16 protein-coding genes are annotated in these 18,106 nt (G+C 39.9%); all 16 read right to left on the reverse strand.

Annotation, left to right across the window (positions count from 1 at the left end):
- Window positions 1–128: 128 nt before the first annotated feature.
- Window positions 129–257 carry a PadR family transcriptional regulator gene (locus CC90_RS25295; RefSeq protein ID WP_081905926.1) on the reverse strand — a complete coding sequence of 43 codons (129 nt, stop codon included), beginning with the start codon at window positions 255–257 and terminating at the stop codon, window positions 129–131.
- Window positions 258–598: 341 nt separating this feature from the next.
- Complete coding sequence (locus CC90_RS0108880) at window positions 599–3,325, reverse strand: DEAD/DEAH box helicase family protein (protein ID WP_031390429.1); 2,727 nt, start codon at window positions 3,323–3,325, stop codon at window positions 599–601.
- Between the two features lie 144 nt (window positions 3,326–3,469).
- On the reverse strand, window positions 3,470–5,710 hold the full coding sequence (locus CC90_RS0108885) for an ABC transporter permease (RefSeq protein ID WP_031390430.1): 2,241 nt from the start codon (window positions 5,708–5,710) through the stop codon (window positions 3,470–3,472).
- Window positions 5,710–6,408: an ABC transporter ATP-binding protein gene (locus CC90_RS0108890; RefSeq protein WP_031390431.1), complete on the reverse strand. Its 699-nt coding sequence runs from the start codon at window positions 6,406–6,408 to the stop codon at window positions 5,710–5,712. Before CC90_RS0108890 ends, CC90_RS0108885 begins: the two co-directional genes overlap by 1 nt.
- Before the next feature lie 2 nt (window positions 6,409–6,410).
- Window positions 6,411–7,046: a TetR/AcrR family transcriptional regulator gene (locus CC90_RS0108895; protein ID WP_031390432.1), complete on the reverse strand. Its 636-nt coding sequence runs from the start codon at window positions 7,044–7,046 to the stop codon at window positions 6,411–6,413.
- A gap of 445 nt (window positions 7,047–7,491) precedes the next feature.
- Window positions 7,492–8,013 carry a hypothetical protein gene (locus tag CC90_RS0108905; protein ID WP_242843261.1) on the reverse strand — a complete coding sequence of 174 codons (522 nt, stop codon included), beginning with the start codon at window positions 8,011–8,013 and terminating at the stop codon, window positions 7,492–7,494.
- A 648-nt stretch (window positions 8,014–8,661) separates the two neighbouring features.
- The gene (locus CC90_RS0108915; protein WP_031390435.1) at window positions 8,662–9,024 is read right to left on the reverse strand and encodes a VOC family protein; all 363 of its coding nucleotides are present in this window, start codon (window positions 9,022–9,024) and stop codon (window positions 8,662–8,664) included.
- 49 nt (window positions 9,025–9,073) lie between these two features.
- On the reverse strand, window positions 9,074–9,484 hold the full coding sequence (locus CC90_RS0108920; protein ID WP_035315545.1) for a VOC family protein: 411 nt from the start codon (window positions 9,482–9,484) through the stop codon (window positions 9,074–9,076).
- Between the two features lie 27 nt (window positions 9,485–9,511).
- Complete coding sequence (locus CC90_RS0108925) at window positions 9,512–9,853, reverse strand: hypothetical protein (protein ID WP_031390437.1); 342 nt, start codon at window positions 9,851–9,853, stop codon at window positions 9,512–9,514.
- An 88-nt stretch (window positions 9,854–9,941) separates the two neighbouring features.
- Window positions 9,942–12,848, reverse strand: coding sequence for an acyltransferase family protein (locus CC90_RS23040; protein WP_051869351.1), 2,907 nt, complete (start codon window positions 12,846–12,848; stop codon window positions 9,942–9,944).
- Window positions 12,849–12,851: 3 nt separating this feature from the next.
- A complete protein-coding gene (locus tag CC90_RS0108935; RefSeq protein WP_031390439.1) occupies window positions 12,852–14,093 on the reverse strand; it encodes an acyltransferase family protein in 1,242 nt (413 codons plus the stop codon).
- Window positions 14,094–14,100: 7 nt separating this feature from the next.
- Entirely contained in the window at window positions 14,101–14,577 is a 477-nt protein-coding gene (locus CC90_RS0108940; RefSeq protein ID WP_051869352.1) for a helix-turn-helix domain-containing protein, read from the reverse strand.
- A 283-nt stretch (window positions 14,578–14,860) separates the two neighbouring features.
- A complete protein-coding gene (locus CC90_RS0108945; protein ID WP_031390441.1) occupies window positions 14,861–15,850 on the reverse strand; it encodes a nucleotidyltransferase family protein in 990 nt (329 codons plus the stop codon).
- Between the two features lie 169 nt (window positions 15,851–16,019).
- Window positions 16,020–16,181, reverse strand: coding sequence for a hypothetical protein (locus CC90_RS24200; protein ID WP_157837544.1), 162 nt, complete (start codon window positions 16,179–16,181; stop codon window positions 16,020–16,022).
- A 148-nt stretch (window positions 16,182–16,329) separates the two neighbouring features.
- Window positions 16,330–16,584 (reverse strand): hypothetical protein, encoded by a 255-nt coding sequence (locus CC90_RS0108955; protein ID WP_031390442.1) that lies wholly within the window; start codon window positions 16,582–16,584, stop codon window positions 16,330–16,332.
- Window positions 16,571–17,983: a 23S rRNA (uracil(1939)-C(5))-methyltransferase RlmD gene (gene rlmD / locus CC90_RS0108960; RefSeq protein ID WP_031390443.1), complete on the reverse strand. Its 1,413-nt coding sequence runs from the start codon at window positions 17,981–17,983 to the stop codon at window positions 16,571–16,573. Before rlmD ends, CC90_RS0108955 begins: the two co-directional genes overlap by 14 nt.
- Between the last annotated feature and the right edge of the window lie 123 nt (window positions 17,984–18,106).

Below are 18,106 nucleotides of genomic sequence, written 5' to 3' on the forward strand. Positions count from 1 at the left end.
AATATGTATTTGTTCCATCGAGAACATTCATCGGTGTCACAAGGCAATCCATGAAAATTTTATTTCCCTCATCTATGAGTGTATAAAATTTCTTCTGCCGGCTACCCCGTAGTTCTTATGCATGACGATTAAACCTTTTCAGTTAGCTTTTTCAAGGCAGGATATAAACTACCAAAGCTTGCCTTATAAAAAGTACCTATTCCGTTTTCAATAAGCTTTTTAATGTCATCCCCCGTTAAATCCTCATTTAATACCATACTGAGAAGGATTTATTCTATCATAAAACCCCTCCAACAAATATATCTCATAGATATATTGTACTGCTATATCATGAGTATGTAAAGCTTTTTAAAGAATTAATGCCAATAAATAAAAAAAGTGCCTGTGGAATGGCAAATTTCCAGCCCACAGGCACTCCAATCTTTTTTACATATATCCTATCTTCTCACCCACTATAATCAAACCTGCCTTCCCAACTCCTCCTGATTTTTAACAAAAAATCGCCCCCGGAAACGGTATTCCATTATTTTTATAGGGAAATCAACGGACATGCCGCAATACCTAAAAAACAGTGAAGGTTTTCAATAAATACAGGGGGCTACTCCCATTTTGTAACCCTTCTCCCTTTCACAACCGCATCATTGGCGTTCATATAAGACTTCCTGCGGCATTTCAGAAGTTTTTTTCGTCCATTTTCATTTCTGGTATAAAACAGATCAAATCCACCGCTGCTTTTCTGGAGGTAGCGTACCAATACTTCCACGTATTCTTTTTTTCTGTCAATAATCGACGGGCAGGCGTAGCTGTGATTGTAATTTCTTACGGAGAACCATAAAAATTTCATCCGTTTAATTAATATATAACGCGGATTGTCTATAGCCGAAAGCATTTCCTTAATCGCTTTGGCAAATATACTTTTTTCGTAATTGGTAGCTTCCGTCAAGGTGCAATAAATGTTAAATCCCATTACATCTGCTTTTACCTTTAATTTTGCTTCCCTACTTTCGATTTCGCCAATCTCTTTCAACGTGTTTAAAACACAACCTGCCAGTGTCTTAACAGTATGTTCCGGCGTCAAATAGCGGAAAATTCTAGCCGCTCCCATCAACAGAAAATATCCGAAGAACATAATCAGGGCCAAATTGATGAGAAACCTGAATACACTGCTTACATCCGCAAATATTACCTGAGGAACTATCTCCATGACTTTATAAAATATCAGGAGAAAAATGGTCTCTCCCAGAAGATTCCGGAACAGAAATCCTTTCGGTTGAACCTTAGGAGATATTTCATTCAGTTCTATAATGTCCGAATGTCCCCCGCTGCCGAAAGTCCTTTCCCAACGCTTCGCCATCTCCTCTCTCGCCCCTGCCAGCTCCAACATTTCCTTATTGATCCTGTCTATCCCCTCCTTATTAAAGGGAGGCCTTATCACATCCAGTCGTTCTATTCCGCTTTCAATCACATCCCGATGATAGGCCGGAGCAAGGAAGCCTGAGAAACGACGCTCCAGCGTATCAAAATCATTGCTGATAAATGTGCTGTCATTTTCCGTAAACTTTGTGAGTAGAGAAGGTAAACCTTTCTCGTGTATCATGGGTGGTTCGACTGTAACCAAATGCCAGATGTTTGAAACCTTATCGGGATTATTTCGATCTACCCGGATTGCGCGCCCCCGCATTTGATTAGAAAGCATAAAACTTCCGACAAAACTGGCAAGAATCAGAGAGTTGATGCAGGGAGAATCCCAGCCTTCGCCAAGCAAAGCCTTTGTGCCAATCAAAATCTGAATATATCCCCGTTGAAATGCCTCCGTTATAACATGGACTTTATTTTTATTAGAACCTGAAAACATCACGATACTGTATTGCACGTCTCTCAGTTCCCGGCAAGAACAGGAAATCTGTTCTTGCCGGGCAAGTTCCAGTACAGGCTCAAGAATCGCATTGGGCAGGATAACTAACGTTCCTGACAGCAATGCAATGCTGACGCGTCCATCCACAGCCCGCCGCACGGACTCAAAAATCGGAACAGTGCCTATCGCATCGATCGGTTCTTTTGTTCCTACTATTTTTATCATGTCTTTTTTTATATGATCGGTGAGAATCAACATGCGCAAATCATTGCCCAATTGTCCGGATTCAAAACAGACGATTTCATTAATACTGTGCAGCTTCCCGATGGAGGAAACCAACAATCTGTTTATTTTTTCATTTGTGGCAAGGCATACTTTTCTCTTTTCGATCAAGGTATTCTGAGCAAGTTTTGTTCTTAATTGTTCTGAAATATCCTCTCCAAATATTTCAGAATTGTCGATAACAAATTGAAATGCCGTTTCCGCATAGGAAATTTTAAATAAAGGTAATTTGCCGCTCGGCGATACCATCCTGACCAGCTTCCGGGGAATCTCTATACCACTGCATCGGGCCAGACAAAATAAGGCAATAAACTGCTTCACATTCTCAAGAATCAATTCTTCTTTGCCCCGATGGGTCTCCAAAACGCCAACTGCCTGCAATATTTCCCCCAGCATCCCGCCGTGCAGGATCTCATCTGTACAGGATAATGCTTTCGTCTTGTAGGCTTTTAATATTTCAATTTCTTTTTCAGCAGGATAATTGAAATAAATATAGTCCTGGTGTGGGCAAAGTGTTTTTTGAGCAACCAGCTGCGGAACAAAAATCTCTTCGTCAATTTCGCCGCACAAGGAAGTATAACGGTTCCATTCGGCAGGAGTACCATCGTAAGGGGGGGTTGCAGTAAGCGCAATGACGGTTAGATCTTTTGCCATTAAGTCAAGAAAGCTCTCCAGTGCCTTTTGCCATTCGCTATGTAAATGGTGCGCTTCATCCAAGCAAATCGTCCGAACTCCTGCCTGTTTAATCATCTTGATCAAATCAAAATCAGAAAAACTTTCTGTGGTTTCAACTTCAAGTTCCTCTTCACTTTCACTATTCTGAAGAGTAGTTTTATTATATGCGGCATAAAGGGCCTGATAAGTCACAGAAGTGATAAAACTGGGCGATTTCAAGTCAAAAGAAAGATATTCTTTCATATTTTCTGTCTCCCGCAAAAAATTGCTTTCAAATCTTTCTCCCCATTGCTGGCGTATTGTTACAGAAGGGGACAAAATCAAGGCCGGATGACCAAGGCGGCGTATCAACTCCAATCCCAGAATCGTCTTCCCGCTTCCCGGAGCCGCAACAATATGAATTTTTTTATCCTTCATATGTTTTTCAGCATGATCCAGAACTTTTTGCTGATAATCACGGAATACACCATGAAAGCTGATTTGATTTAAGTTTTGAAACAATATATTTGCCATCTGTTTTATCTCCTCAAGGGTCACTTTGCCACAGAATCTCTGAGAGCGATCAAAGCCCTTATTTTTTATTTATCAATAGACAAACAGTCTTGACATTCTGCTATTTCTTACAGACACAAAACTGATAGGTACAAATACTTTTTTCTACTCCGTTCCCGCTTTCAATGCTTCGCTCATCGGAATTCGCGCCACCTTTTTTCTGCACATCCATTTGGCAAACTCATACGTCGCCATCACAATAATAAAACCAAGCAGAATATATAATACGTTCAGTTTGACCGGCAGAACAATCTGCAAGCTTTCCGTCAGAGAGCCGTAGAACGCCCCCACTGTCCCCAGCAGGGCGGGGATGCCGAGCAAATACCCCAATATTACAATAAAGGTATTGCTGCCAAGTATCAGTTTGCCGATCTCCTTTTTCCGATATCCGAATACCTTCATAAGTGATATACTTGACCGGCTTTCGTCTACCACCAAGCCTGTCACGACATAGATAATGATTAGCCCCAGAATGAAAGCGGCAGCGATCAGGCCGTAAATCATAGGGCCCATTTGATCAAGCAGCTTGCCAAAGCCAGCGACGATGGCATCGATTGATTTCGTACTCTGGATTTCTCCTTGCGCGAAGGTCATCGCTTCATCGCTCCATATACCGATATAAGCATTCGCGGGCAGCCCAAACTCCGTGTTGAACTGCTCAAGTGGCATAAACAGAAAATCTCCCGCATAGGTGTCGGCCATTTTCTCAATAGTAAATGTGTGTTCTTTACCGTTTTCCGTATCGAACACTGTCACACTGTCGCCAATATTTACGTTCAGCTTTTGCGCCAGCGGAACCGTAATCGTAATCTTCTCCGGTCTGAACCTTTGTCCGTAAGTATCTTTTAACTTAATCTTATCGGTGCTGGGCAAAACCCCGGTGACATAAAAGCTAATGTCTTCATTATCTGCAAGGCTCACATACGAAGCATTGAACTTTTCGGTTCCCGCTGGAGGTATACCATTTTTTTCCGATATGAAAACATATTCGTACTTGAGGTTATACAATTCGCCCATCCCCTCGTCCAGCATATAGTCGACGGAGCTTTTCATCGTTAATCCATACAGCATGAGCATCGTAGCGACAACGACACCAAACAGCAGGAAGAGGGTTCTGGACAGGCTGCGCACCTGCTCTCGGATTTTAAATTTCATGCCAAACCCCAAGCGGTCAATGCGCAGTCCCCGCTCTATAAAATTAACCTTACCCTTTGTTTCCCCGCCTTTCATGAGTATTGCCGGAGCCGTTTTCAGTGTTCTGCCGATAATCGCCCATGTAACGCCGCAAAGGATTAGCACCGGAAGAAAAATCGCGAAAATGGCCAACAAGGGATTTATTATTGTTTCATAAACCGGCATAGGGAAAGCGGTCAGCATGAAACCGAACATGCTGTTCACCAGCAGCAACCCCAATACAGAGCCGATTACAGAGCCAATCACGGATATCAAAAGGGGAAACATCAAATAGTGTCGGCGTAATTCCCTCCTCCGATAGCCTTGGGCGTAAAAAGTTCCGATGATGACCGATTCACTTAGAATCATCCTCCACATCAACATTCCCAATAAGATACAGGTAAGAGCAAGCATGGCAAAGGGCACGGCAGCGCTCATTGTGGACAGCACACTGACTTCCATGGGAACATATGATACATTGATTTTCCTTTCGGTGCTCTGCCAGTTCGTTATTTGGACGCCCTGCGAACGCAGCGCATTCTTTACGGAAGCCTCCTGGGATTTGATATTTTCCCTGTCATCAAAACGAATGGCGTAAACCTGATTCCTGTCCGGCAGGGTGCCAAAATCCGATTTGCCTACAACACCCACGCCGAAAGCTCTTGGGTCGTTCATCATTTGTTCCTTCGATTTGATCACATAGATAAAATTGGGCAGAAGCGTATATCCCGAAACGGTAAACTCCTTACCAGCCACGGTGATGGTGTCGCCGATTTTGTATCCGTTCGTCTTAGAAAACAGACGGTCTAGCATAATCTCCGAATTCCCCGGCAGCTTTCCTTCCTGAACGGCGGGGATATTAACCGCGTTCATCATGGAGAACACCCGAAGAGTCTGACCGGGGTTTACTTCGCAGTCAGCCGTGCCGCCGGTCTCAACTGAGGCAGCAAATTGCCGGCCGAGAGTGGTCACGTCGATTTCGGCATCGGTGGAAAATTCCGCGTCGGACAATGCATTTTTCCCGGAAAATGTCGTGAACGTATTGTCCAGATTCATAGACGTCATATTCATCATCACGAACATCATACTGCTGATTATGAGCAGCAGCATAGAGCCGATGTACCGGGCTTTTTGCTCCAGCATGGTCCGTATTACTTTTTTAAACAGTGTCATTACCACTCAATCCTTTCCGATGCAACCGTTTCGTCATGACGGATTGCTTCAACGATTTCTCCGCTGCGCAGCTTGTAAACCACATTCGCCATATCGCCAATGGCGGTGTTATGGGTGATCATCAAGATACTCGTTCCGAATTCACGGTTGACTTTTTGTAAAAGGGAAAGCACATCGCGAGATGTTTCATAATCCAACGCACCGGTCGGCTCATCACACAAAAGGAGCTTGGGATTCTTGACAATAGCACGGGCTATGGCTACACGCTGCTGTTCCCCTCCTGAAAGTTCTCTTGGGAAACTCCTTCGTTTTACTTCAAGGCCAACCGCTTTCAGCACCGCATCAATATTCAGCGGGGCTTTGGATATGTTAGAAACTACCTCTATGTTTTCTGTAACAGTAAGATTAGGTATGAGATTATAGAACTGAAAGATAAAACCGACCGAGTCCCTACGGTAGTCCGTCAGCTTATCGTCGTCCAATGCTGTTATTTCCAAGCCGTCGACATGGATACTACCGCTGTCTGCGTGGTCGACGCCCCCTATAATATTCATCAGTGTTGATTTCCCTGAGCCGGATGGACCGAGTATCACGCCTATTTGCCCTTTTTCAAGCTCAAGGCTTACCTCTTTTAATATCTCACTTTTATTTTCACCCGCACTATAACTCTTTTTTAAATTTTTTACTATGATAAACATACTTAGCGCTCCATTCCTTGTTTTAATAATGTAACCATGCTTTTCACAAGACTTTCTGTCTCGACAAGCTGTTCTTCCGTAGGCTCAGACTCAAAATTCTTAACCTTTGCTAAAATTTCCATATTGAATTTTTCAGTTACCCCTTGAAAAAACAGCAAAAGGATTTTATCGTCCACGTCATCGCGAATCGTTCCTCTTTTTTTACCATTGTCTATTAATTTCAGCTCATATTCTTCGCTGACCCGTTTTAACTCTCTGTTTATTTCTTCCGCCAGACTGCCGTACTTGCCATAGGTAAAGTCAATGGCAAATGAAACCAATAAAGGTTCTTTTCTTATCATTTCAAAACGTTCGCGGCTTCCCGAAAGAAAATACTCATAGACATCCATGTCTTTCATAGGAGTCTGCCTGTCAATCATCTTCATAAAATTCTCTATCGCCCATGTGACGGAATATAAAAACAGTGCCTTTTTATCATCGAAATATTGATAGATGCTGCCTTTGGCGACTCCCGCATTTTGGGCAATGCTTTCAATTTTAGCATTTTCAAATCCATGAGCTTGGAATTCTTCAATCGCTGCCCGCATAACTTTTTCTTTTTTGTCGTCATCCAGACGATTGAATGTTCTTTTTGGCAATAAAATATCCTCCTTTTTCACGCACCATGACCTTTCGGTCATTAAAAAAATGAATTCACAGTCATATTATATGACTGTGAATTCATTTTGTCAACATTATCACCGACTCCACTGCATAGATTTGATTCATCTGATGCGGAGTAATCTCTGTTGGTATCAGATTCTCTTTCATAGCATCTGTATAAATACGATAATTGATTTTTACCAAATTTCTTTTAATGTCCCACCCCTGCTGTCGATGTTCTTCATCCTTCAGTCTTTCAAATTCTTTCATTAAATAAATTTTGAATTCCGGGCTAATCCACATCCAAAATTCAAAGGCTATATCTTAGCTATTTTAATAGTCTCTATCATTAATTTTAGTCATTGTAATATGTTAGATTGTATTATAAAAGGTCTTATAAAACTCCCCGGATTGTAATGGGTATCCCCCCTGCACTCCGCTTTAATAATCGTTCTTTGTCCGCTGTACAACCGCCGCTGCCAGGAATCTCCTTTGTTCTTCCGTAAGCTCGATTTCCGGAGAATTAGACAAGTCCGTGTCCCTGTTTTCAACAATCAACACCATAGTGTCTCTGCTTAGCGTATGGGAGTGCCAAGTAGATTTTTTTACATTGTATAGCTTATTCTTTTCCATAGATTGACTATAAATGGTTCCCACTGTATCCGTTCCTTCCGCCACGTAAAGTATACATTCTCCCTTTAATAGGACAAATATCTCGTCCGTCTCCTCATGCTTTTGGAATTTATGTATATTCCGAGGTTCGAGTTCTTCACAATAATTCAGTATGGCCACTCGCCATGTACCGAAATCAATTACCGGCGAATAACCTTCCTTAGTATATTCCATAATTTCCAGCAAATCATTCTGCTCCCTCATGCCTATCCTCTCTTTCAACTCCGCAGTCAGTCTGTATATCCGGTCTCCATCCAGCTTTTCCAACGCTTCTTTGAAAAAATGAATCACGTGCCTCCGGTCTTACCCCTATTTCCATTTCCTCCAAACAGATCTTTCCTGTTTCATGATTTCCATATTCCAGGCAATCCTCGTTTTGATAGCTTTATACTAAGCCTATCCCCGAATAAACAGTAAATATGGGCACAATACCGTCTTTTCCAAACCTTCTCCGATGTTCTCATACACATTGTTTCTTCTTTATTCACCAAGTATAATGTATACAAGTAGCGTTAGTATATATTAAAAATGTGATTTTCTATAACAATGTTGTCTACAGGATAATTTTTTCTATCCATTGACATCCCGAAGTGGAATTCACCGCCAGAACAGCCAGACTCTCTTTATCTGCTTATCAAACTATCGAATACAAAAAAGCCTTCCAATCTTGCCGGTACTTCCATTATCATAAAGTATTCCTTTTTGTTTATTGTTTTCTTTTTATTATACCCGTTCTTTAATGTGCCGAGTGCCCCTCTTTTTTGCAAGAGAATAACCGTCTCCATATTCCTATAGACGGACGTTTTATACTACATGACAGGAGTAAACTGATGGATTCTTAGGCGGGGTAAAATTTACCCCACCTGCTACCGTTTCCCCTGAAAATCTTTTAATTAATGGCAAAATCAATTGCCCGACCTTACAAACTGAAAGTTGTTATCAAACAAACTCAACTACCACAATCTCATTTCCATCAATATCATTCAGACGAACTTCATAAGTACCCCAGTCATATCTAATTGCATCGGGCAATACGACACCTTTCTTCTTCATCTGCTCAATTGTAGAATCGAGGTTTGGGGTATAAAAAACAAAAGATTGATGCCCAGTTGGTTCTACATTACACTTTTTGCAATCCCATATACAAATCATAGGTACATTTTCGAAAAAGCCAAAATAAACACCATTTGTATTATCATCATCTGCTTTGATAATCGGTATTTCTAATATTTGTGTATAAAATTCAATAAGCTCTTCTGCTTTTTCGGAGAAAATATTTGTACAGTAATATCCTGTTATCATTATCCCACCTCCCTCAAATTCCGAATTGCATTCCGATATAACTGGGAATTTATGTTTCATTCGTACTACCGATTTCAAGTAGATTTCCCTCAGGGTCGGCAACATAAAAGTTGCGAATACCAAAAGGATAGGTGATGGGGCCACCTGTAGGAAATTGTAGACCCAGCTTTGATAGCCGCTCATATTCCATATCCACATCAGCAAAGCTGGGCAACCAAAGGGCAATTTCAAAGGTCTGATTGATTCCTTTTGGCGGAATATAACTTTCCCCGATTGCCTTCACGAACTCTTTCCTACTATACATAAATAGGGATAACATATCGCTTGCAGTCTCAAACTCTGCGAAATCCCCACCAGTCCACTCCGTATGAAAGCCTAAAGTATCTCTGTAGAACCGAACCATACTGTCTATATCGTCAACTAATAGACCCGCACCTATCCTTACATCTTTTCCGTCCAAAATCATCATCTCCTTTATATTTGAAAGTTAATTTACAAATTCCAATTTATCTCTCAGCCACAAGACAAAAGTGCTTATTCTACAAAATTCAAACCTTTTGCCAAAACGTTCATTTCCCTTACCCCACCACGGTAACCGGAAACATATTTCACCTTGCTCAATTACTGCTCTATTAAGCGATTGTAGCATCATACTTAAAGCTAATGTGTCAATATTACTATCAATTTCTTCTTTTGATTTTGCATACTCTATCATTTGAACAAACAGTGACTCCGCTTGTTTATCTCCTTCCATGACAACTGCCCGCTTTGCAGCCTCATTATACTCCTTTGAAAATTGTTCCCCTAAGGCCGCATTGTCAATTAACATAAAAAGCCTCCACACTCTAATTCAAATAATTCAGATTAAAATACACGAGGCTCTTTCATATCTGTACCAGCTTAAAGGAATGGAAAACCTATACTAATTTCACGCGGCTATGCTGTTTTATTTTTTCTATAAAGGCCGATAGCAGCAGCGGAAGCACAAATGCAGTCACTGTAACTGCTACAGGATAGGCTTTTGTGATGCTCGTATAAGCAAACCAGAAAAACCATAATACGCTCATGTGCCAAATGTATACAGGAAGCGTACACTTAGAGCCAAGCCACCAAACAATCCCTTTACTTCCTATGTTGGGATAATACAAACAAATAAGAACAACAAGATATACGAGCACTTCAATACTTAAGTATGGTACTCCGGTATTTTTCCATATTAAATACTCGCCCGCAACAAACAAACCGAAAGCTGCCGCTGTACTGATTAATATGCCCGGCTTAATTATTTCCCGGATTTTCTGTTTGTACCGATGAATCAAACATCCCATCATGAAATAGGGCAGTGTCACAATGAGTACATTTCTATACTTGATGAATTCTCCTTCTCCATTGTAAGCCAGATAAAGATAGATACAAAGGAATACCGGCGCCAAAAACAAAAAGTTCTTATGAATCTTAATCTTTATTAGTACCAGCATCAGTATAAGTGCATAAAACAAAGAGCCTAAAAACCATAGATGATCTGCTACCGGTGACTGATTATAAAGAAGTAAATCTACAATGCTTGAATCGTTGACCCTCTTTTGAATCCCTACCGGCATGAGTCCAAGCTTATTTCCGATTAAATATAGATATACATATAAAAAATTAGCGCCCACGCAGAGCATAAAGATACGCTTTGCCTGTTTCTTAATTCTTTTCTCGAAAATTTCTGTTTTATCGGAGAAGCAAAAGTAACCGCTTACTACAATAAAGAAGGGAACTGCCATCTTTCCAAAGCAAAAGAAAATTTCTCCTGCTTTTCCTCCAAACGGTGAGTGAATAAACACTACGAAAAATGTCATTAAGAGCCTCATACAATCAATAAAATATTCTTTTTGACTATTTAATTTAGTGTCTTTTGGTGCTTCTATACCTTCTCCACCGCCTCCGCCCGGCTTTTTCCCTATAATAAGGGCGATGGCCCTCTGGTCAAACTCATGAAGCAGCACTGCCATTGAAATAGCTAATATATATACAGATATTATATATATGAAATCATTTTTAATTTCTATTTGATTTCTCAAATATATAATAAATAGGTTGTGAATAATGTAAAGCTCAATTGCAATTTTCCCTAAGAAAGCCAGAAAATTGTTTTTAAATTGAAACTTCATCGTAACTAAGAAAAATGTTATAACCATAAATATGATCATCGGAAGCTGACATGATAACGTCTGTATTTTTTCCAGATACCCCGGGTGTCCGTCCCACTCTGACCAATAGCCTTTTGTTTTTAGCATATATTCTGTTAAGGCATAAAAAATGCCGCTTCCTATCAGACCGGCTGACAGCCATAGCCGGTAATTCTTTTTAATGTTTGAAATCAGAACATTATAATATCTGGAGAATATCATCCCTACATAAAATAAAAGAATACTGTTATACCACCATTCACCTCTTAACCAGGCACCACCGCTTTTTGTCCGGAAATCGTGTCCAAGAAATAAGCTTGCAGTCATAATGGCAATAATAAATACACCCATAAAAATAAAAGCGGTCTTCTCATTTTTCAAAATCTTAAATATGATGTAAAAGACAATATATAATATAAAGATTTCTACAATAAACCAAAGTTGTGTATTCAATAAGACCCAACCCGTAAGGGCACTGATTAATTCTGCTTTTGTAAATGTCTCGCCAAACAATATGGCTGTCAGTACAAATATCGTATTTCCTGTATAAAACGGCACCAAAATTGTCGACAGCCTTTTAGTGAGAAATCCTTTTAAATAATCCGGTTTCGTTTTTAGGCTCGTGTACACTCCATAGCCTGAACAAAAGAAGAATACTCCGACAAAAAAAACACCAATATCACACATCAAATTCAGCGTTCCCTTATCAAGATTATTATTCTGCGTAATAGCCTGAGCCAAATGGTGCAATATAATTCCAGCGGCACAAAAGCCTTGGAGTCCTTTCATAACCGACAGGGAAAAGGCATCTTCGTGAAATTCCTGTTTCTTTTTCCCTTTTACTCCGACAAGTAATAGTACAAAGAGAAGGATTATAAATATACCGAGCGATATCTCTATCACTTCTTTCTCTGTCGTGACATTTTCCGGGCTCTGCTTTGTGACAGCAGTATCTTCTGCTTTGTTTCCTCCGTCCGCACTCACTGCAGTTTCTTCCAAGCAATAACTTTGCAGAATCTCCCCTACTATTTTTTCCTTTTCTGATATAACCTCTTCCTCATTTCGGGATAACGTCATAATTGTAAAAACTCTTCCACCGCTTACCGTGCCGGCTACTATATAATGATAATCCTGATAGGAAAGAGTAATAACCGCAAAATCCGCATTGGTTCCTTCCACTAAATATGTATCTCCCAGGTTCATTCCCGATTCGGACTTCATTTGCTTTCCATAAGCTTCTAAAAAGGATTGCTGCACATCCTCAGGCTGTTCTTTTAATTCCTTATACTCAAGCGAAAATTTTTCCGTATCCTCCAACATAAATAAATCCATACCATTTTCACTTTTAAGAGCTCCAGTCTGCGAATTCAAGTCAACATCCGCCGCATTAACTGCTTCCAAAATGGCTCCATCCAAACGTTTTTGAAAGCTCTCATAGGAATCTAATTGATACATCGTATAGATTTCTTCTAAATCTTCTTTTCCTTCATACATCACATACCAGTCATCCGGAAATGAGATGGAATGCCCCTGTACTTTATATTCCGTATACCCCTCCGGTGCCGCACTGCAAATCATCGGATTCATCAAAGCAATTACAACACCCCCCAAAAATCCCAAACAGCCGGTTGCTAACTTACCAATCTTCATCCTCTACCTCCATCTTGACAAATAATCATTTTTGTCCAATACCCATAATTTTATTTTATAGATAGTCATGGCCGCCAATATCGTTGCCGCAAACACCGCTATGATATATAGGATTTCGTTTATAACAGCAAGCTTTAACAGAGATACGATAAACACATTATTAATCAGTATGACTTCAAGTGAGAATCTGCCAAAAAAATCCAACGCTTTGTTATAAAACGTAATTTTCATCATAAACAATAGAATTACCGCAACAGAAAACACAACCATAGGTAGCTGGAAAGCCAATGTTTCAATTTTTTCCGTATATCCCTTATAAAATATATCCTCAATCCAATAACCTTTTTCTTCAAGCAGCCTTTTCGATATAATTCCAAAAAACGAGCTGAGGACCAGAAGCATACTCAGGCATAAATAATACCTTTTTTTAATCCATGGCAGTAATTTTTCTTTAAAGCGGGCGGCAAGCATTCCAATAAAAAATACAAAGGTCGTATTATACCACCATTCGCCCCGGAACCAGCTGACAATCTCACCGGTTGTCAAATCATGGCCCAATAGCAGGCTGCCACCCATTACAGCCACAACGCAAACCCCCATAATCATATAAGCGACTTTTTCCCGCCTGATAAAACGGAAAATGACATAAAACAGAATATACAAAAACATAATTTCCACGGCAAACCACATTTGGGAATTTAAAAGCTTTACTCCAAAAAAGACACACAGCAAATCACTCATCGCATACTTTCTACCCATCAGAAGCATCGTTGTCAAATAGACATAATTACATATAAAAAAAGGAACTAACACAGTAAATATTCTCTTTTTTATAAAGCCTTTTAAATAATTATCCTTTTGATATAAGCTCGTAATAAGTCCATATCCTGATGCAAAAAAGAAAAAGCCTACAATAATAACTCCTGAATTTTTAAACATAATCAATGCACCTTTGTAATCGAGTTCGGATAATAATACTATGTACATATGGTGCATGATAACGCAAACTGCCAAAAATCCTTGAAATGCTTTACTTTTTTTTAAGCTGAAGGCCGCTTTCGTATAACCTCCCGCCGGAGCTTTTTGGGATCCATAAAACAACAGCACCATTAACAACGCAGGAAGCAGCCAGCCTGACATTTTATTTTCCGATATTTTTTGCACTTCAATAAAACCCGACACACATAAAAAAACACACCACGCTATAAATATAAAAAATGTGGTAACCACTTCTTTCTTTTTCATGCTCCACTCACTCCCTTTCTTTATATTCCGGCTCATTTATGTAGATAAAATTTTGTTGTTCACTGAACTTCCGGTTATCCTGTACCGTTTCCGGCGCCGTTGTAAGGGAAATAATATTTAGTATGATAGAGATAAGAAGCATAAGACATATAATACAAAAAATAATAATATTTTTGCTTTTTGCATGCACTCTGGATATTTCCGCGTCTGAAATGGCAATAGAATCATGAATGAGCTGCTTGGCATCCTCCGTCGATATACAGCTTTCGTCCTCAATGCATTCTCCTTTCAGCAATTCCATTACCGTTATATCCAGAGCATTGGCCAACGGTTCCAAAATTGAAATATCGGGAAGACTAAGTCCTCTTTCCCATTTTGAAACTGCCTTATCGGTCAGATATAATATCTCTGCCAGTTCTTTCTGTGTCATGTTTTTTTCTTTTCTTCGGTTAGTGACAAATTTCCCAAATTTGTCTTTATCCATGGAGTTCCTCCTTCTACCTATGTTTATTGTAACTAACCATGTATAAAAAGCTATCGACCATCAGTAGAATTAGCATTTTTTCAATTGGTGTTTTTATCTCATTCTTAGTAACTATTCCTTTTGCAAACTCTATAAAAGCTTCATGAGGAAACGACTCACTTGTGTTCTTACTCTTTTGGGATATTATAGTAGTGGAGCTGTTTACAACATCGATTAGGGTGTCGTACAGCGTAAAGAGTAGCATCAGACGGGGGATTTAATAGTTCAGCTACATTTTCAAAAATTAGTCAACTAAATCATTTTGAAATCTTGAAAGATGCTCGTACGGAAGAATAAGCCGTCCCCGATATAGACCGCATCCATCGTTAATAAGCGAATTATTCACTGCCGAAAACATATTTACATCCAATTTCGATAATTCAAGCTGCTGCAGCATAATACCTCTTTCATAAGCATCATCAAAATAAATATTTTCTCCTTTTGGGATTGCATTTCGTTTCGCTCTTTCACTTTCCTGCCGTTTTTCGTAACCCAAATGATTAGCAGGACCAATTTCAGCAAAATCGTCCATTTCTTTTGTACGAAGTTGTACTTCCACGTAACAACGTGCAATGTTATCATAAAATGTTATATGCAGAGAACGGTAGCCACTCGTCTCTGGATTTACAACATAATCTCTGTAATATGGGCTTACGCTCTCCCTTAACAAAGGCGATTTTTTCTGCCCCTTTAAAGAAGCTATTTCCGCGGTAAATCCGCGCTCCTCCATGAAACCAAGCAACTGGTTGGCAACATCATATAGATATTTATTTTCTTCATCCGTCCAAATTTCGCCTTCTTTCAGATGACATTTGGGAAGAGAAATCACAATTCTGTATGCAATCAGATCCCGAAAACAGTTTAAATAATTTTTCAGTTCAGGAAGAGAAGGGTAATTGCCGTGTTTAATATAATAATCATAAATATATTCCACAATGTATCCGTTAAATTTTGCTTCCGCGCGTATCAGAGATTTGATTCTGCCCTTAAAAGTAAATGCAAGGAAAGGGTATTCATTTGCCATATGTTTATAGAATTCCCTGATCCGCTGAGACTGCGAGGTCAGGAATTCGTTGTGCTGCAAAAGTTCCGCAATCTGAAGCAGAAAATTACAGTGCACAAGATCAATTTGATTATGAGTTTCTTTTGACGACTGTTTCAAATCCTCACTATATCTCTGCAGTATCTTAAGAACGGTATCGCCTGAGTATAAATAATCATTTATTTTTTTCATTATGGTTTTCCGCATCTGTTCGCTTCTCGCAGACGCACTCTCCTTTCCTATGCCTTTGTCATCAATACTGCCGCGGACACCGGCCCTTTGGCCGTCCCCTATTATATTTTTTGAAACATCGTTTGAGTGTATTCCCTGGTATCATTCGGATTAATCATATTATACAATTCTAACCTCTTTTTTCTTCTTCAAAAGCTGGGTTTTTTAGGAATATAAATACTCGCTCTGTCGCTGTATCAAATACTTCACAAAAGCAGCCAAATTCTTCAATAAAGTATGTATTAAAATCATCTGAACATCTTACCGCCGCCCTTTGAAACATATCACGCATATATTCAATCCTTTAACACTTTCTCCTTAGTTTTATAGGTTTTTACATCAGTACCAGTTGCCGAGGATTCCTCGGTAACTGCTTCTCTTGTCAATTCACCTGTTTTAGATATTTTTTTAGATGTAGTGATATATTATCGATGCGACAATTAAACAACTAGACTAAAATGCTTCAAAGCGTTCAATATGACCTCTTCCTTTTCCTTCGGACATTTGGGAACCCTTGCATTATCATTCTTAGCAAGATGATAATTCTCCCCAACTTCCAACTCACATTTCCTTTTCACCTGCGAAATATACAGATTGGAAACCTTCAAACCATGCTTCTCATACACATAATCACGAATCTCCTGATAGGTAGCTTTCGTCTCAGCCGAGGTAACATCCAGTTCATCTAAGTCCAATCTCTATCCGGTCATCCGGTTTTTGTTGGGACAAAAGAACCACCGTCTCCACATTCGCCGTCCAAGGAAACTGATCCACCGCTACAGCCCTTACCACCTCATACCCATTCTCCAAAAACACCCCCAAATCCCTCACCAAGCTAGTAGGCTTGCAGGATATATAGACCAATCGTTCCACCCTATAATCAATAATCTTCTTAAGCGCCTTGGGATGCACTCCATCGCGGGGCGGATCCAAAATAATCAGGTCCGGCTTTTCTACAATTTCATCAAGAACTTTCAGTACATCCCCCGCTATAAATTCGCAGTTATGTAACCTATTGAGCTCCGCATTTTTCTTCGCAGCTTCCACCGCTTCCTCCACGATTTCCACCCCGATCACTTTTCCGGAGACCGGCGCCATCATCTGGGCGATTGTTCCCGTCCCACTGTACAAATCAAAAACTATCTTCCCCCGTTCTCCTTCCGGCGAAAGATAACCGATATACTCTCTTGCCGTCTCATAAAGTACCTCTGCGCCAAAAGTATTCGTCTGGAAAAAAGAAAATTGAGAAATCTTGAATTTTAAACCTAACAACTCCTCATAAAAATAGTCTTGTCCATAAAGAATAACCGTTTCGTCACTCTTTACCACATCGGCTACAGAATCGTTTTTCGTATGCAAGAGGCCGACGATTTTCCCTTCCAAATCCAGTGCTAACAGCATCTCCTTAAATTCCGTTAAATCATATTCCTCCTGCGTAGTTGTAACAAGGGCAATTAATATTTCCCCCGTCTTTGCAGCCTTCCTTACGAGCAAGTGCCGCAAATAACCTTCATGGCTCAATCTATGATAAAAGCTCATCTTTCTTTCAGCGAAAAAAGCTCTCGTTCCGGCTAGAATCCTTCTATAGTCTTCATCCATGATCTTGCAATCAGAGACAGTAACAATATCATAAAAGCTTCCTCTTTTGTGCATGCCAAGAGCAAGCGGCCCATCCTTGATTTCATCCCCAAAAGAAAATTCCATTTTATTTCTATAGCCATACATCTTGGGGCTTCCCTTAATCCCCTCAAATTTATATTTAGATTCTTGTTTACATAATACAGAATCCAACAACTTCTTCACCTGCTCCTCTTTCAGAAGAAGCTGTTCTTCATATGGCAAAGACAGATAAGTACACCCGCCGCAGATTCCGAAGTGTTCACAAGGACTTTCCATCTCGAGCGGAGACTTTTCCAGTGTCTCAATCAGCCTTCCCTCCGCTTTTCCTTTTCTCACCTTATTAATCCTACATAAAACCCGCTGCCCCGGAAGCGTATTCTTTACTACACATACCCCTTCTTCACATTCCACTATCCCCTTATTCGGGAAATCAACTCTTCCCACAACGCCTTCTATTACCTGTCCTTTTTTCATTCTTGTATCTTTATCCTTTCAACTAAACTAATATCGCAACTGCAAAACTCATAACCTTCGCAAATTTTATGTGCAATTTTACTACCTAATCCACCGATTATACAATACCAAAAACGGAATGTA

Source organism: Kineothrix alysoides (genome assembly GCF_000732725.1).
In the GTDB taxonomy this organism is placed as follows: Bacteria; Bacillota; Clostridia; order Lachnospirales; family Lachnospiraceae; genus Kineothrix; species Kineothrix alysoides.

What these genes read in the sequence shown, in the direction of transcription:
- CC90_RS25295 (WP_081905926.1), bottom strand. Translation starts at nt 257, where the DNA reads ATGGTATTAAATGAGGATTTAACGGGGGATGACATTAAAAAGCTTATT.
- CC90_RS0108880 (WP_031390429.1), bottom strand. Translation starts at nt 3,325, where the DNA reads ATGGCAAATATATTGTTTCAAAACTTAAATCAAATCAGCTTTCATGGT.
- CC90_RS0108885 (WP_031390430.1), bottom strand. Translation starts at nt 5,710, where the DNA reads ATGACACTGTTTAAAAAAGTAATACGGACCATGCTGGAGCAAAAAGCC.
- CC90_RS0108890 (WP_031390431.1), bottom strand. Translation starts at nt 6,408, where the DNA reads ATGTTTATCATAGTAAAAAATTTAAAAAAGAGTTATAGTGCGGGTGAA.
- CC90_RS0108915 (WP_031390435.1), bottom strand. Translation starts at nt 9,024, where the DNA reads ATGATAACAGGATATTACTGTACAAATATTTTCTCCGAAAAAGCAGAA.
- CC90_RS0108925 (WP_031390437.1), bottom strand. Translation starts at nt 9,853, where the DNA reads ATGTTAATTGACAATGCGGCCTTAGGGGAACAATTTTCAAAGGAGTAT.
- CC90_RS23040 (WP_051869351.1), bottom strand. Translation starts at nt 12,848, where the DNA reads ATGAAGATTGGTAAGTTAGCAACCGGCTGTTTGGGATTTTTGGGGGGT.
- CC90_RS0108935 (WP_031390439.1), bottom strand. Translation starts at nt 14,093, where the DNA reads ATGAAAAAGAAAGAAGTGGTTACCACATTTTTTATATTTATAGCGTGG.
- CC90_RS0108940 (WP_051869352.1), bottom strand. Translation starts at nt 14,577, where the DNA reads ATGGATAAAGACAAATTTGGGAAATTTGTCACTAACCGAAGAAAAGAA.
- CC90_RS0108945 (WP_031390441.1), bottom strand. Translation starts at nt 15,850, where the DNA reads ATGAAAAAAATAAATGATTATTTATACTCAGGCGATACCGTTCTTAAG.
- CC90_RS24200 (WP_157837544.1), bottom strand. Translation starts at nt 16,181, where the DNA reads ATGCGTGATATGTTTCAAAGGGCGGCGGTAAGATGTTCAGATGATTTT.
- rlmD (WP_031390443.1), bottom strand. Translation starts at nt 17,983, where the DNA reads ATGAAAAAAGGACAGGTAATAGAAGGCGTTGTGGGAAGAGTTGATTTC.